This window comes from Paraburkholderia unamae (genome assembly GCF_003096875.1).
Classification (GTDB): Bacteria; Pseudomonadota; Gammaproteobacteria; order Burkholderiales; family Burkholderiaceae; genus Paraburkholderia; species Paraburkholderia unamae.
Map to the genome: position 1 here is coordinate 224,801 of NZ_QEOB01000013.1, position 14,205 is coordinate 239,005.

A 14,205-nucleotide genomic window follows, 5' to 3' on the forward strand; every position below is an offset into this window, starting at 1 on the left:
CAGGCGCGGCGTACCGCCCGCCGCGCCTTACCGGCATGTTGAATGACCAGCAATAACGACCAACAAGGAGAATTTCAATGAAGAAGAAGTTAATCTGTCTGCTGGTGGCCGGGGCGCTGCCAGGGCTCGCGCTAGCGGACTCGACCAGCGAACAGATCAAGGCCCTGCAAGCGCAGTTGAACGCCTTGCAAAAAGAGGTGAAATCGCTCAAGAGCGAACTGGCTGAAACGAAGAGTGCCACGAAGGCCACGGCGAAGACGGCGGCGGCGCCGATCGTCGTCCCGGCGAGCGCGGCGGCGCCGGTGGTCGACATCAGCTCGCCCGACTACGGCAAGACACAGGCGCACCTGACCAACGACGAAGTCGACGCCATGAAGCAGCAGATCGCGAGCCAGCAGCTCAAGGTCGACTCGCTCACGGACGCCGCCACGACCGGCCCGCTCGCGGGTCTTTCGATCACCGGCTACATCGACCCGACGTATATCTACAACCGCGCGCCGGGCACCTCGTCGTTCCTGTTCGCGAACCACACCGGCTCGTACAACTACTTCAACAGCACGTTCGGCGACGTCTACCTCGACATCAAGAAGACCTTCGGTGTCGGTCCGATGGCGCCTTCGGCCGAAATCACGCTCATGCCCAATCGCGGCAATGGCATTACGCTGCTGCAAAACGAGCATGGCGAGATCGGCAACAACATCCTGAATACCGCGGTCATCACCGTGCCGGTGACGTCCACGGGCACGTTCGTCGCCGGTCTCATGCCGAGCTTCGGGGGCTACGAGGTGCAGCAGTCCAACCAGATGCTCACGCTCACGCACAATCTGCTCTACGACTTCTCGGATCCGGGCAGCTATGTGGGCATCGGCTGGAACTACACGCCGGACGGCAGCCAGTGGGCCTTCAAGTTCATGATCGGCAACGAGCAGTACCGCACCAACGGCGCGGTCGTGCAGACGGGCCAGAACGCGCTGGGCGACCCGATCACCACGAGCAACAAGATCCCGACGTTCACGGCGCGCGCCGACTACACGTGGTCGAGCGCGCTCGATATCGGCGGCTCGTTCAACATCGGCCGCCAGACGCTGCCGAGCGCATTCGATTCGACCACGGGCCAGGCCGTGTACGGCGTGGGCGGCCAGGCGTCGAGCTCGGGCGGCTACTTCTTCTTCGGCGAAGTCGATGCGACCTACACGCTCGCGGACATCCAGTACAACGCCGAAGTGGACTACGGCCAGCAGCAACGCGCCGCGTTCAACGGCGGCAACGCCCAGTGGTACGGTTTCTCGCTGCTCGCGCACCGCAAGTTCAACGCACCGGTGGTGGGCCGCATGGGCGCCACGCTGCGCTACGACCTGCTCGCCAACAGCAAGAACGGCGGCGGCGGCGGCGGCATCGTCCAGAACTCGAACGGCATGGACCCGTACAACGGCTTCGGCATTGGTGCGGACTGCCTGGCGAATTCGCAGGCGGGCGGCGGCTTCGGCTTCGAGTGCAAGGGCGCGACGCGCCAGGACGTGGCGCTCGACCTGCTGTTCTACCCGACGCAGCAGATCACCGTGAAGGTCGAATATCGTCACGACTGGGCCACGCAGCGCGTGTTCCTGCACGACGACGGTTCGTACGGCAAGAGCAACGATTTGCTGGGCGCGCAGTTCATCTACTCGTTCTGACGACGTTGTGGCGGGCGGCGGCCTTCGCGGTTTCAGGCTGTCGCCCGTTTTTTCCTTGTACGCTTTCCCTATGCTCAAATTCGCCAGTCAGCCTCACGCCCCGTCCTGGTACGCGGCCACCGCCAACGACAGTTCAACGCACCCCGCGCTGGAAGGCACGTTCGATGCCGATGTCTGCGTGGTGGGCGCGGGCCTCACGGGCGTTTCCGCCGCCCTCAATCTCGCCGAACGCGGCTACCGCGTCGCGCTCTTGGAAGCCTCGCGAGTGGGATGGGCCGCAAGCGGTCGCAATGGCGGGCAACTGATCGGCGGTTACGCGTGCGATATCGACACGTTCGCGCAGTTCATGCCGGAAGCCGAAGTCCGGCAGATCTGGGACATGGGCCTCGAAACGCTCGATATCGTGAAGCGCCGCGTCAGGCAGCACGGCATCGACTGCGCGCTCACGGAAGGTTATTTCACCGCCGCCAACAAGGCGCGCGACGTGGAAGCGCTCAAGCGCTGGCGCGATGAAGCGGCGCAGCGCTTTGGCTACGACCGTTTCCAGTACATCGACGGCGATGGCGTTGGCCGTTACGTGCAATCCGCGCGCTATCCAGGCGGCCTCTACGACCCCGATAGCGGCCATCTGCACCCGCTCAACTACACGCTCGGCCTCGCGCGCGCGGCCGTGGAGGCGGGCGTGCGCGTGTTCGAGAACAGCGCCGTGACGCGTCTGCGCGACAAAAGTGGCACGTATGTCGTCGAAACCGCTCGCGGCAACGTGCGCGCGAAATTCGTCGTGCTCGCATGCAATACGTATCTGGGCGATCTCGCGCCGGCGCTCGCGCGCAAGATCATGCCCGTGGGCACGTACGTGATCGCCACCGAGCCGCTGGGCAAGGCGCGCATGAATGCCCTGATGCCCGCCCAGGCCGCCGTGTGCGACAGCCGCTTCGTGCTCGACTATTTCCGGCCCGCGCCCGACACGCGGCTGCTCTGGGGCGGCAAGGTGAGCTATTCCACGTTCGCGCCGCCCAACCTTGGCGAAGCGATGCGCCGCGACATGCTCATGACGTTTCCGCAACTCGCCGATGTGAAGGTCGATTACGCATGGGGCGGCTACGTGGACATCACGATGAACCGCGCGCCGCACTTCGGCCGGCTCTCGCCCACCGTGTATTTCGCGCAGGGCTTCTCGGGCCATGGCGTGAACACCACGGGGCTCGCGGGCACGCTGATCGCCGAGGCGATCCACGGCCAGGCCGCGCGCTTCGACCTGTTCGGCAAGATCCGTCACCGCGATTTCCCCGGCGGCGCTACACTGCGAACCCCTGCCCTCGTGCTCGCGATGGCGTGGTATCGAATGAAGGACCTGCTCTGATGACACTCGACCTCGACGCCCTGGCGGACGCGCTCGCCCGCCACTCGTACTACGAAGCCACCGCCACGCGCCCCACCGACGACGACCCCGCGCTCGTGGGCGCGATCGACGCCGACGTATGCGTGATCGGCGCCGGTTTCGCCGGGCTCTCGGTCGCGCTGGAGTGCCGCGCACGCGGCCTCTCGGTCGTGGTGCTCGACGCGCATCGCCCCGGCTGGGGCGCTTCGGGCCGCAACGGCGGCCAGACGCTCGTGGGCTTCGCGAAGGACGAAGTGCTCGAAAAGCAGCTCGGCGCGCAAGGCATCCGCGCGGCGTGGGCGCTTTCCATCGAAGGCGTGAACCTCGTGCGCGAGCGCATTGCGCGCTACGGCATCGACTGCGACTTCACGCCGGGCTATCTTACCGTCGCGACCCGGCCCAAGCGCGTGCCGGACCTGCGCGCGTGGATGGACGCCGCGCGCACGCGCTGGGGTTACGACCGGCTCGAGTGGCTCGACACCGACGCCACGCGTGCTCACGTGGCGTCGCAACGTTATCTCGCGGGCGTCTACGATCCGGTTTCCGGGCATCTGCATCCACTCAAGTACTGCCTCGGCCTTGCCGCCGCCGCGCGGCGCGAGGGCGCACAACTGTTCGCGCATACGCCCGCGCGCGAAGTCGTGCGCGGCGCGCGGCCCGTGGTCAAGACCGCGCGCGGCGAAGTGCGCTGCGGGTTCGTGGTGTCGTGCTGCAACGCAGCGCCCGGCGGCGTGTTGCCGGGCGACGTGGCCGCGCGCATCGCGCCGATTGCCTCGTACATCATCGCCACCGAGCCGCTCGGCCGCGAGCTGGCTGACTCGTTGATCGCGCAACGTTCCGCCGTGTGCGACAACAACTTCTTTCTCGACTACTTCCGTGTGTCGGCCGACGACCGCATGCTGTTCGGGGGCCGCGCCGATTCGACGGGCGCCGCGCCCGCGCAACTCACGGCGGCCATGCAAAAGCGCATGAGCGACGTGTTCCCGCAGATCGCGAACGCGCGCGTGGAATACGCCTGGGGCGGCTTTGTCGATGTCACGCGCAACCGCGCGCCCGACTTCGGCGCCATCGATCCGAATTATTACTACGTGCAAGGTTTCTCGGGGCACGGCGTGGCGCTCACCGGCATCGCGGGGCGGGTCGTGGCACAAGCCATCGTGGGCGAGCGCGCGTCGTTCGACCTGTTCGCGCAACTGCGGCACGCGCGCTTTCCCGGCGGCCCCGCGTGGCGGCGGCCCGCGCTGGAGATCGGCATGCTTTATCACCGCGTGATGGAGATGTTCTGAAACGGCACGTCCTGCACGTTCCGCCTGGCTGTTATACCCTTGCGAAAGTCCGCCGCCCTCGCGCGGCGCGCGCCCCCTCTTCTGCTTGATCCGCTTTTTCGCCAGGAGCAACAGCAATGGATTACGTCAGGTTCGGCTCGACAGGGCTGCAAGTTTCGCGTCTTTGTCTTGGTTGCATGACCTACGGGGTGCCCGAACGCGGCACGCACCCGTGGACGCTGGGCGAGGAAGCCAGCCGCCCGCTCATCCGCCAGGCACTCGATGCCGGCATCAACTTCTTCGACACGGCCAACACCTACTCGGACGGCACGTCCGAGGAGATCGTCGGGCGGGCGCTGCGCGACTTCGTGAAGCGCGACGACATCGTGCTCGCCACCAAGGTCTATAACCGCATGCGGCCCGGCCCCAACGGCCAGGGTCTTTCGCGCAAGGCCATCCTCACCGAAATCGACCATAGCCTCAAGCGCCTCGGCACCGACTACGTCGATCTCTACCAGATCCACCGCTGGGACTACAACACGCCCATCGAAGAGACGCTCGAAGCGCTGCACGACGTCGTGAAGGCCGGCAAGGCGCGCTATATCGGCGCTTCGTCCATGTACGCGTGGCAGTTCAGCAAGGCGCTCTACACGTCGCGCCAGCACGGCTGGACCGAGTTCATCAGCATGCAGAACCACGTGAACCTGCTCTATCGCGAGGAGGAGCGCGAAATGCTGCCCCTGTGCGCCGACCAGGGCATTGCCGTGATGCCGTGGAGCCCGCTTGCGCGCGGCCGCCTCACGCGCGACTGGAACGCCACGAGCGAGCGCGCATCCACCGACAGCTTCGGCAAGACGCTCTACGGCGCCGAAGCGGATCACGCCATCATCGATGCGGTCGCAACCATCTCGCGTGCGCGCGATGTGCCGCGCGCGCAGGTCGCGCTGGCCTGGCTGCTGCAAAAGCCCGGCATCACCTCGCCGATCATCGGCGCTTCGAAGCCGCAGCATCTCGAAGACGCTGTTGCGGCGCTCTCGCTAAAGCTCACCGCGGAAGAGATCAAGGCGCTCGAAGCGCCTTATCTGCCGCATGCGATCGCGGGGCATCAGTAAGCCGTAGGCAAACGCTCGCGCATGATCCGCGCGAGCGTTTGCATGTGCGCGTCGGCCGCGTGCGGCGGCGTCTCCGCGTAGCCGAGCAGGAAGCCGTTGTAGCGCGCCGCATCGGGCGCTTCGAGGCAATACGAGCTCAGCGGCGAGAGATGCAGCCCGTGTGCACGCGCCGCTTCGCTCACGTCCACGTCGGCGAGCGGCGCGTCCAGACGCACGCTCAAGTGCATGCCGCCGGCGTCGGCCGACACCGTCATCAAACCACGCAGATGCTTGTCGATTGCCGCGACCAGGCCGTCGCGGCGCTCCTCGTAGAGCCTGCGCATGCGCCGCAAATGGCGCGCGTAGCGCCCGCTTTCGATGAACTCCGCCAGCGCCAGTTGCTCCGCCACGCGCCCCTGGCGCATGAGCGTGCGGTGCGCCTGCGCGAACGGCGCGACCACGCGCGGCGGCACGATCATGAAGGCGATGCGCAACGCCGGAAAGAGCGTCTTGCTGAAGGTGCCGAGATAGAGCACGGGGGCGTCGTCGGCCAGGCCCTGGATCGACGGCAAGGGCGGCCCGTCGTGGCGCAGTTCGCTGTCGTAGTCGTCCTCCACGATCCACGCGCCGCACGCGCGCGCGTGCTCGATCAGCGCGAGACGCCGCTCGAGGCTCAGCACGCTGCCCAGCGGATACTGATGCGAAGGCGTGAGGTAGACGAGGCGCGGCGGCCGCTCGCGCCAGTCCTCGGGGCGCGCGTTCATGCCCGCGGCGTCCACGCTCATGGGCACGAGTTGCAGCCCCGCGCCCGCGAAGGCCACGCGCGCGCCCAGGTAGCCCGGGTTCTCGATCCACGCGCGCTCGCCCGCGTCCGCGAAGAAGCGCGCGCACAAGTCCAGGCTCGACTGCGTGCCGTCCGTCACGAACACCTGCTCCGGCCGGCAACGCACGCCGCGCGACACGCGCACGTACTGCGCAATGGCCTGGCGCAGCGCGGGCATGCCTGCGCTGTCGCCATAGCCCAGGTCGTGCGCGCGCAATTCGCGCAGCGCGCGCTCGACCGCCGTGCGCCATTGCGCATACGGAAACTGGTCGAGCGCGGGCACGCCCGGACGCAGCGCCTTGGCGCCGTCGTTGCTCAGGCGGCGCGGCGGCAGGTCGCGCACGCGGCGCGAGAGCACCGGTGCGCTGTCCTCTTTCGGCGCGAGTTGCGCAGGCGTCGTCGCGCCGCCCGCTTTGACCGCGTTGACCACCGAGCCGTGGCGCGTGGCGTTGACGAAGCCCTCCTCCACCAGCCGCTCATACGCGTAGAGCACCGAATTGCGCGCAATGCCAAGCTGCTCCGCGAGCGCGCGGCTCGACGCGAGGCGCGTGCCGCGGCCGATGTCGCCGTCGAGAATCGCGCGGCGCAGGCTCTCGTAAAGCAGGTCCTGCTGCGTGAGCTTGCGCACGGCGCGCTTCGCATAGGCTGCCATCATCAACGCGTAGTCCAAAGCCGTGGCTCCATCATTGTCATTTGTGGTGGGACTAACAATGGTGCCACAGGTGGCTTACGCTTGGGAGTCTGACCTAACCCACACCGGCACATTGGGAGACACGACTTGACCGACACGGCAATTCAGGTGCGCGCCGTCGCGCCCGACGATTTCGACGCATGGCTGCCGCTCTGGGACGGCTACAACCGCTTTTACGGGCGCTTTGGCGCAACGGCGCTACCGGAGGCCATCACGCGCACCACGTGGTCGCGCTTCTTCGACGGCTATGAGCCGATGCACGCCTTCATCGCCGTGCGCGGCGAGCGCGTGCTCGGCCTCGTGCACTTCATCTATCACCGCAACACGATCATGGAAGGGCCGATCTGCTATTTGCAGGATCTCTTCACCGTGGAAGACGCGCGCGGCCAGGGCGTGGGCCGCGCGCTGATCGAGGCCGTGTATGCGCATGCGAAGGCTTCGAATTCGTCGCGCGTGTACTGGCATACGCACGAAACGAATCACACGGCCATGCGCCTTTACGACGACGTGGCCGTCAAGCCTGGCTTTGTCATGTACCGCAAGGACGTGTGACGCATCGAAGCGCGCGCCGCCTCAGGCGAGATCCTTGAGCAGCGAGGCGCGCACCGCGCCGTCCACGGTCTGCGTGGGCACGCGGTAGTTCGGGTGATCGCAGCCCAGCGTGAGCACCGCGCCTTCTCGCAGGCGCGCTTTCATTTGCGGCGTGAGTTCGAAACGCACGAAATGCACGGCCGAGGTTTTTTCGGCGTTCTCGCGTTCGAGGTCTTCGTCGGCGATCGCGTAGACGGGCGGCTCGCCTTCCACCTGAACGAACACCTTGTCCTCGATGCCGATCAGGCGCGCCAGCGCCGCGCGACGCTCGACCTCGCTTTCGTATTCGAGCTGCATCGTCGCCTTGAGGTTGCTGCCGTCGGGCACGAGCGGCAGGTAGGCCGCGAGTTCGCCCTGAATGCCGTCTTCGTCGAAGATCTTTTCGATGTGCAGCATCTCCTGGATCTGATAGCGGATCGTCGCCTCGTCTTCGAACAGGAACGTGAGGTGATTGCCGAGCGCAACGACACGCTGCTTCTTGTGTTCGATGATGCGCTTGCGCATGTCGCCCCGCGCCTTCGCGTAGGCTTCCAGCGTCAACAGCGAATTTCTCGCGATCGTCATGAGTCGTGCCTCGTGTCGGTATCGTGATGGCGGCGTCGCTCAAATGCCATAAGCGCGGCGCAGCAAGGTGATGGGGTGCGCGAGCGGCGGCTCGCCCAGATTGTTCTCCTCGATGCCCTGGGCGATGTGGTGGCCCGCAAGCTGGCAGTCCGACGAGATGAAGTTAGGCGCGGCCTGGCCCATCTGCTTGAATACGGGCGTACCGATCTTCATCGACATCGCGTGAAACTCCTTCTTCACGCCGAACGTGCCCGCATGGCCCGAGCAGCGCTCGACCACGGTCACCTTGGTGTCGGGCACGAGCGAGAGCAGGTCGAAGGTCTTGCGGCCGATGTTCTGCACGCGTGCGTGGCACGGCACGTGGTAGGACACGTTGCCCAGCGGCGCGCGGAAGTCGGTTTTGAGCAGGCCGTCGCGATGGCGCGCCACGAGGTACTCGAACGGGTCCCAGAATGCGTCGCTCACGGCTTTGGTGTTGGCGTCGTCGGGGAACATCAGCGGCAATTCGTGCTTGTACATGAGCACGCAGCTCGGCACCGCGCCGATCAGCGCATAGCCTTCGCGCGCGTAACGCGCGAGCATCGGCATGTTTTGCGCCTGCTTGTGCGCCACGCCCTCCAGATTGCCCTGCTCCAGCAGCGGCATGCCGCAGCACCACTCGCTCTTCACGAGTTCATAGGGAATCTCGTTGTGGTCGAGCACCGCGAGCAAGTCGTGGCCAATGCCGGGCTCGTTGAAATTCACGTAACAGGTGGCGTAGATCGCGACCTTGCCCGGCGTGCGCTCGCCTTCGCGCGCCTCGCTCGTCGACGCACGTTTTGCAACGTTACGGAATTTGCGGGTGGCGAAGTCGGGGAGCCACGCCTTGCGATCGACACCCAGCATGTCTTCCATCGCGCCGCGCATCACCTTCGTGTGATTGACGGCGTTGACCGTTTGCGTGACCACGGGAATGCCGGCGAGTTGGCCGAGCGCGTCGGTGTTGGAGAGCACGCGGTCGCGCAGCTTCACTTCGCCTTTGCGATATTGGATGGCTTTCGCGCGCAACATGAGATGCGGGAAATCCACGTTCCACGGATGCGGCGGCACGTAAGGACACTTCGTCATGTAGCAGAGGTCGCACAAATAGCACTGGTCGACGACCTTGCCGTACTGCGACTTGTCGACGTCGTGCGCCTCGCCGGTGTCGGTTTCGTCGACGAGATCGAAAAGCGCCGGAAACGCGCCGCACAGCGACACGCAGCGCCGGCAGCCCGCGCAGATGTCGAACACGCGAGCGAGTTCTGTGTCGAGCTGGGCCTGGTCGTAGAACGCTTCGGAGCGCCAGTCGAGCGGATGGCGCGTAGGTGCTTCGAGACTGCCTTCCTTGTGGGGCATGACGTCTCCTTCTTTTAGTTATCGCCTGGTCGGCAATATGCGCGGCTGAATGCGCGACTCAAGCCGCCACTCAAGCCGCGGCTGAACATGCGCGCGTGCGCGCGCCGGTTCGCGTCCGGCGCGCGCAAAGCATTCGCGCGATGTGTGCGTGCCGTACATAGCGGCGCCACGCGTGCGGCGCGCCCGGCACGCGGCGGTCCTCAGTCCGCCAGCACGTCCAGCGCTTTCGAATAGCGGTTGGCGTGGCTGCGCTCCGCCTTGGCGAGCGTCTCGAACCAGTTCGCGATTTCGTCAAAGCCTTCGTCGCGCGCGGCCTTGGCCATGCCGGGATACATATCGGTGTATTCGTGCGTTTCGCCCGCGATCGCCGCCTGCAAATTCAGGCGCGACGTGCCGAACGGCAAACCGGTCGCCGGGTCGCCCACCGCTTCCAGATATTCGAGGTGGCCATGCGCGTGGCCGGTTTCGCCTTCGGCGGTCGAGCGAAACAGCGCCGCTACGTCGTTCTGCCCTTCAACGTCGGCCTTGGCTGCGAAATACAGGTAACGGCGGTTGGCCTGCGATTCGCCTGCGAATGCATCCTTGAGGTTCTGTTCCGTCTTCGAGCCCTTTAGCTGTGCCATCTGTGCCTCCATCCGATTCGATCTGATATGTGGGGACGCGACGCCATTCGCCTTCGTGCGGTGCACCATGGACGGGCGACTTCGCCGCACTATCAATCTAGGTTGTGGTGTTTGCGTTCCCAATTGTGATTTTCAATCTCCCCGATAGCGACGCGCCGATGGCCGGGTTTACGCGGCCGTCGGCAGGGTCAGTTCCGTTACGCGTCCTGCACGCGACGATCTGTCCTGCACGATCTGCTTGCGCGCGCCGCCAGACGTCCTAGACTTTGGAATTGCCGACGCGCCCGATCCATTTTTGTGGAGATGCCATGCGACTTACGATCTTGATCAACGGTTCCGATCCGACCGTCAATCACGACTATGCAGTGCTCTGGCTCGACACCGACCAGCAACGCTGGTCCCGCGAGTCTCACGAAGGGATCGACCTGCCGGAATGGGGTGAAATGCGCGACGTGAATGGTGTCACGTCGCTTTGCGCGCCGCTCGAAAACGAGCCGCTGTGCACGCTACGCGGTTTGCATGTGAATCGCCGTCAGGAAATCAGTTCCGCACACGGCGACGCAACATGGTCATGCGAAACATCGCACTCGCCGATGGAAGGCCAGTGGCGCCTTCAGGCCGTGGACCGCCAGATGGTCCGCGCCGAGCATGCGTTGTTCGCCGGCTGATCCGGCTTTGAACGAGTTCTGATTTTCCCGTTTGCCTGAAGGCGGCCCGTTTGCCGCCTCGCCTCTCGCGCCGCAACGCAACGCTGCCGCGCTCATGTGTTCAGCATCACATCGCGCCTGCGCCCGCTCACTGAGCGGGCGCGCGTTTTTTTGCCGGCGCTTTTCTCCTTGCGTGGCGCGCCCGCTATACTTTCAGCCCGCTTGATCCCACCCCAGTCCAGTCAGTCCTCTCGATGAAGAAGCTGTTTGCCTCGCTGATTTCCTCCCTGCTGCTCGCCGCCGCGAGCCATGCCCAAGCCGCGCCGGCCTGTTCGCAGTTCGTTCCCGGCGGCCAGTTCCCCACGCTCACGAACGCACGCATGGCGCCGAAGACGCGCATGCTCTGCTACTCGGACTTCGTCGTCCTGCACTCGGGCGTCACGCATGGGCCGCTGTGGTCCGCCGAGCATCTCACGCGCGATCACCTGGAAGCCGCGAAGGACATGACGCGCACGAACCGCTTTTTCGAGGACGACCGTTTGCCCGCGGGCGAAGGCGCGACGCTCGCCGACTACAAGCGCAGCGGTTTCGATCGCGGCCACATGAGCCCGGCGGGCAACCGCTGGAACGCGCAGGCCATGGCCGAATCGTTTTCGCTGGCCAATATCGTTCCGCAGAACCGGGACAACAACCAGCGCCTGTGGGCGCATATCGAAACGGCCGTGCGCAAGCTCGCGACGAAATACGGCGAAGCCTATGTCGTGACCGGGCCGCTCTTCACGGGCGCGCAGTTGCAGACGATCGGCGCCACGCGCGTGCTCGTGCCCACGCAGATCTTCAAGGTCGTGTACGTGCCTTCGCAGCAGCTCGCGTTCGCCATCGTCGCCGACAACGCGTCGGCCGACCGCTACGACATACGCTCGGTGCGCGATCTCGAAGCGCAGAGCGGCATTGCGTTCCCTGGCATTCCGGCGAACGTGGCGGCGAAGGAAAAGGTATCGTTCAACGGCCGCAACTTTGCCGTGAGCCAATGGGGCTGGTGAGCGCGCGACTCATGCGTGACCTATGCGTGACTTATGCGCGACTCATGCCTGACGCGCGTCCCGCTCGCTAGATGTCGAGCCGGGAGACCTTCGAGCCCTCCAGCGAAACGCCGGCCATGAGGCCGGCGTTCGTCAGCACGAAGGCTTCGATGGGGTTGACCGCCGTGGCGCTGTCGATCTTGCCGTTGGCGCCCATCTTCACGAGCGCGACGGTGGCGTCCGCGCCCACGCTCCAGCCGCTGCTGCGCTTGAAGCGATCGAGCGACGAGCGCGTCATGAATGCGTAGACGATGGCGCGCGACTGCGCGCCGACCTGGGCGCCGAACGAGCCGCCCATCGTCGAGAAGTAGCCGAGCGTGCGGCCCTCCACGCGCAGCGCGCCGCGCCCGTACTCGGCGCCGATCACGAAGCCCGCGCCCTTCACGTCCGGAAACACGAGCACGCCGCGCGCCTTGGCAAGCAGTTCGCGCGAGCCCTTGACGGAGCGATAGAGGCGCGCGAGCACCTCGTCCACGTCCTCGTCGATCTCGCGGCGCGCCACCGCGTTCGCGGCCGCGGGGTCGGCGGCGGCGGCGGGACCGGTGGTCGTGCAGCCCGCCATTGCGGCCAGCCATGTCGCCGCGGCGACCGAGCCGCCCGCGAGGAATTCCCGTCTCTTCATTTCGATTCGTGATCCGTATTGATTACTGCTGCGCTTTCGGCAACGACGCCAGCGGGTCGACCGGCTTGCCGTTCTCGCGCACCTCGAACATCAACGTGGAGATGCCCGCGCCATCCGTGCCGCTCGTGGCGATTGCCTGGCCCTGCTTCACCGTCTCGCCTTCCTTCACGAGCAGCTTGCCGTTGCGGCCGTAGGCGGTGAGCAGATGCGCGTCGTGCCGCACGATGACCAGCTTCCCGTACGCCTTCATGCCGCTTCCCGCGTAGACCACGCGGCCGGCCGCCGCCGCTTTCACCTGCTGCCCCGCCGGACCCGCGATCACCACGCCTTTGGACTTGCCCTTGAAGGGTTGCGCCACGCTGCCTTCGATCGGCCAGATGAAGCGGGCGCTGGGACGCTCGGCGGCGGTGGCCGCGGCGGGCTTGGCGGCCGGTTTTGCCGCAACCGCCTTCGGTGCGCCTGGGCTTACGACAGTTGCAGGAGTGGCGGCAGGAGCGGTGGCTGCGCCCGCCACGGGCGGTACGGATGAACCGGACGACCCGGACGAAAGGGGCAGGATGGGCGGCAGAGGCGCGCCCGGCGAACTCGCGGCCGCCACCGCTGCGGACGGCGCGACGCGCAATAGCTGGCCGATCTGGATCTTCCCGTCGGCGGGCAGCTTGTTCCAGTTGATGAGGGTGGCGGGCTTCTGGCCGTTGGCTTTCGCAATGCGCGTGAGCGTGTCGCCGGGCTTCACGCGGTAGAAGCCCGGCGCGGCTTCGGCCGCGCTCCCGGACGCGGGCAGCGCCGCAGCGGCGACCGCGGGCGGCTGCACCGCCCTGGCCGTCACGGCGCCGTCTTCCGCCTGGTCCGTCTCGCCGGTTTCCGCGCTGCGCCACGGCGTGATCGTGCAGGCGCTCAATGCCACGGCAAACGCAAGCGCCAGCGCCGCGCCGCGCGCGAGGCGCGCGGCCTCCTGATGCAGGCCGCGCATGGTCAAGCCTGCGGATCGGCGTTGTCCGCCGCCTGGGTCCCGCCAAGCTTTTCCTCGGCCAGTTCCGCGAGCGCGCCGCCGCCCTTGTAACCCATCACGGCAGCCACGCTCTCGGCCAGCAGCGACGCCTCGGGGTGCATTTTTTTCTCGGCTTCCACCGCCGCGACCGCGCCGGCGATTTCAGCTACCTTATCCAGAATTCCCATCGATGACTCCTTGCCCACACTCTGAAATACCGTCTGCGCCGGAGGGCGCAGGTGCGTCATCATCGTTGGTTTGCCTGCGGACGCCGCGGTTTAGCGCGAGCGGGTTGACCTGTATCAGCGCGCGCACGAAGCCGACGCGCGCCTCTGACAGTGGCATGACAGAACTGCCGCACGATGCGGCAGAGATCCGCAAGGAGAATGAGCCGCGAATATGGCTCACATATTGTTCACGAAGTGCTGAATTTCCCGCGCGGCTTTCTATAATGCGGGCCGCACCCCAAGCCGCGCGACGCTGACGCCACGCGGCCCCGCTGACACAAGGAGAGGATCACAAGATGTTCGACGCATACGCAAACGACGACGATGTCCTGAACGTACAAGGCGACGCGCTCACGCTCACGAACGGTTCGACGCGCGTGACGCTCGCGGGCACGCTCGAAATCACGCGCGACAAGCGCGGGCTCGCCGCCGCGCTGGCGCTCAAGGCGGCGCTCGACGACGTCGTGGCAAAACTTCAGGCCGACCCGCACCTGCCCGCCAAGGTCGCCGACGAGCCGGACCAGAAGCCCGGCGTCGTCAACAACCCGTTCAACTGA

At 66.1% G+C, this 14,205-nt stretch carries 15 protein-coding genes; 8 read left to right on the top strand and 7 right to left on the bottom strand.

Annotated elements, in window-relative coordinates; all coding sequences use genetic code 11:
* The first annotated feature begins 77 nt into the window (after nt 1-77).
* The 4 genes from C7402_RS26655 (at nt 78) to C7402_RS26670 (ending at nt 5,431) form a co-directional block, all read left to right on the top strand.
* Complete coding sequence (locus C7402_RS26655) at nt 78-1,673, top strand: DUF3138 family protein (protein WP_112170827.1); 1,596 nt, start codon at nt 78-80, stop codon at nt 1,671-1,673.
* A 70-nt stretch (nt 1,674-1,743) separates the two neighbouring features.
* Nucleotides 1,744-3,036, top strand: a complete 1,293-nt coding sequence (locus C7402_RS26660) for an NAD(P)/FAD-dependent oxidoreductase (protein ID WP_116612774.1) — start codon at nt 1,744-1,746, stop codon at nt 3,034-3,036.
* Complete coding sequence (locus tag C7402_RS26665) at nt 3,036-4,340, top strand: NAD(P)/FAD-dependent oxidoreductase (RefSeq protein WP_116612775.1); 1,305 nt, start codon at nt 3,036-3,038, stop codon at nt 4,338-4,340. Before C7402_RS26660 ends, C7402_RS26665 begins: the two co-directional genes overlap by 1 nt.
* Nucleotides 4,341-4,456: 116 nt before the next feature.
* A complete protein-coding gene (locus tag C7402_RS26670) occupies nt 4,457-5,431 on the top strand; it encodes an aldo/keto reductase (RefSeq protein ID WP_116612776.1) in 975 nt (324 codons plus the stop codon).
* Here the strand turns inward: C7402_RS26670 and pdxR are convergent.
* Nucleotides 5,425-6,903 (bottom strand): MocR-like pyridoxine biosynthesis transcription factor PdxR, encoded by a 1,479-nt coding sequence (pdxR, locus tag C7402_RS26675; protein WP_116612777.1) that lies wholly within the window; start codon nt 6,901-6,903, stop codon nt 5,425-5,427. The genes C7402_RS26670 and pdxR overlap by 7 nt on opposite strands.
* A 108-nt stretch (nt 6,904-7,011) precedes the next feature.
* On the opposite strand from pdxR, the gene C7402_RS26680 reads away from it, so the two are divergent.
* On the top strand, nt 7,012-7,476 hold the full coding sequence (locus tag C7402_RS26680) for a GNAT family N-acetyltransferase (protein ID WP_112170822.1): 465 nt from the start codon (nt 7,012-7,014) through the stop codon (nt 7,474-7,476).
* A gap of 21 nt (nt 7,477-7,497) precedes the next feature.
* Here C7402_RS26680 and C7402_RS26685 read toward each other — a convergent pair whose 3' ends face one another.
* The 3 genes from C7402_RS26685 to C7402_RS26695 all read right to left on the bottom strand — a co-directional run bounded on the left by C7402_RS26685 (nt 7,498) and on the right by C7402_RS26695 (nt 10,079).
* The gene (locus C7402_RS26685; RefSeq protein ID WP_112170821.1) at nt 7,498-8,079 is read right to left on the bottom strand and encodes a DUF3501 family protein; all 582 of its coding nucleotides are present in this window, start codon (nt 8,077-8,079) and stop codon (nt 7,498-7,500) included.
* Nucleotides 8,080-8,118: 39 nt separating this feature from the next.
* Nucleotides 8,119-9,456 (bottom strand): heterodisulfide reductase-related iron-sulfur binding cluster, encoded by a 1,338-nt coding sequence (locus C7402_RS26690; protein WP_116612778.1) that lies wholly within the window; start codon nt 9,454-9,456, stop codon nt 8,119-8,121.
* Between the two features lie 200 nt (nt 9,457-9,656).
* Nucleotides 9,657-10,079 carry a rubrerythrin family protein gene (locus C7402_RS26695; protein WP_112170819.1) on the bottom strand — a complete coding sequence of 141 codons (423 nt, stop codon included), beginning with the start codon at nt 10,077-10,079 and terminating at the stop codon, nt 9,657-9,659.
* Between the two features lie 308 nt (nt 10,080-10,387).
* Here C7402_RS26695 and C7402_RS26700 point away from each other — a divergent pair, with 308 nt between their 5' ends.
* Together C7402_RS26700 and C7402_RS26705 are read left to right on the top strand one after the other, a co-directional pair.
* Complete coding sequence (locus C7402_RS26700; protein ID WP_112170818.1) at nt 10,388-10,747, top strand: DUF3564 domain-containing protein; 360 nt, start codon at nt 10,388-10,390, stop codon at nt 10,745-10,747.
* A gap of 233 nt (nt 10,748-10,980) precedes the next feature.
* Entirely contained in the window at nt 10,981-11,769 is a 789-nt protein-coding gene (locus tag C7402_RS26705; protein ID WP_112170817.1) for a DNA/RNA non-specific endonuclease, read from the top strand.
* 67 nt (nt 11,770-11,836) lie between these two features.
* Here the strand turns inward: C7402_RS26705 and C7402_RS26710 are convergent, their stop codons facing one another.
* The 3 genes from C7402_RS26710 to C7402_RS26720 are packed head-to-tail and all read right to left on the bottom strand — an operon-like array spanning nt 11,837 to nt 13,672.
* Nucleotides 11,837-12,430, bottom strand: a complete 594-nt coding sequence (locus C7402_RS26710; protein WP_116612779.1) for a BPSL1445 family SYLF domain-containing lipoprotein — start codon at nt 12,428-12,430, stop codon at nt 11,837-11,839.
* A gap of 22 nt (nt 12,431-12,452) precedes the next feature.
* Nucleotides 12,453-13,403, bottom strand: a complete 951-nt coding sequence (locus C7402_RS26715) for a M23 family metallopeptidase (RefSeq protein ID WP_116612780.1) — start codon at nt 13,401-13,403, stop codon at nt 12,453-12,455.
* A 2-nt stretch (nt 13,404-13,405) separates the two neighbouring features.
* Nucleotides 13,406-13,672: a hypothetical protein gene (locus tag C7402_RS26720; protein ID WP_224044945.1), complete on the bottom strand. Its 267-nt coding sequence runs from the start codon at nt 13,670-13,672 to the stop codon at nt 13,406-13,408.
* Nucleotides 13,673-13,944: 272 nt separating this feature from the next.
* On the opposite strand from C7402_RS26720, the gene C7402_RS26725 reads away from it, so the two are divergent.
* Nucleotides 13,945-14,205, top strand: a complete 261-nt coding sequence (locus C7402_RS26725; protein ID WP_112170813.1) for a hypothetical protein — start codon at nt 13,945-13,947, stop codon at nt 14,203-14,205.

Excerpts from the sequence above, each read along its gene's own strand:
- C7402_RS26660 (WP_116612774.1), top strand. The coding sequence starts at position 1,744 with ATGCTCAAATTCGCCAGTCAGCCTCACGCCCCGTCCTGGTACGCGGCC.
- C7402_RS26670 (WP_116612776.1), top strand. The coding sequence starts at position 4,457 with ATGGATTACGTCAGGTTCGGCTCGACAGGGCTGCAAGTTTCGCGTCTT.
- C7402_RS26685 (WP_112170821.1), bottom strand. The coding sequence starts at position 8,079 with ATGACGATCGCGAGAAATTCGCTGTTGACGCTGGAAGCCTACGCGAAG.
- C7402_RS26710 (WP_116612779.1), bottom strand. The coding sequence starts at position 12,430 with ATGAAGAGACGGGAATTCCTCGCGGGCGGCTCGGTCGCCGCGGCGACA.
- C7402_RS26690 (WP_116612778.1), bottom strand. The coding sequence starts at position 9,456 with ATGCCCCACAAGGAAGGCAGTCTCGAAGCACCTACGCGCCATCCGCTC.
- C7402_RS26665 (WP_116612775.1), top strand. The coding sequence starts at position 3,036 with ATGACACTCGACCTCGACGCCCTGGCGGACGCGCTCGCCCGCCACTCG.
- C7402_RS26700 (WP_112170818.1), top strand. The coding sequence starts at position 10,388 with ATGCGACTTACGATCTTGATCAACGGTTCCGATCCGACCGTCAATCAC.
- C7402_RS26715 (WP_116612780.1), bottom strand. The coding sequence starts at position 13,403 with ATGCGCGGCCTGCATCAGGAGGCCGCGCGCCTCGCGCGCGGCGCGGCG.
- C7402_RS26720 (WP_224044945.1), bottom strand. The coding sequence starts at position 13,672 with ATGATGACGCACCTGCGCCCTCCGGCGCAGACGGTATTTCAGAGTGTG.
- C7402_RS26725 (WP_112170813.1), top strand. The coding sequence starts at position 13,945 with ATGTTCGACGCATACGCAAACGACGACGATGTCCTGAACGTACAAGGC.
- C7402_RS26655 (WP_112170827.1), top strand. The coding sequence starts at position 78 with ATGAAGAAGAAGTTAATCTGTCTGCTGGTGGCCGGGGCGCTGCCAGGG.
- C7402_RS26705 (WP_112170817.1), top strand. The coding sequence starts at position 10,981 with ATGAAGAAGCTGTTTGCCTCGCTGATTTCCTCCCTGCTGCTCGCCGCC.
- C7402_RS26695 (WP_112170819.1), bottom strand. The coding sequence starts at position 10,079 with ATGGCACAGCTAAAGGGCTCGAAGACGGAACAGAACCTCAAGGATGCA.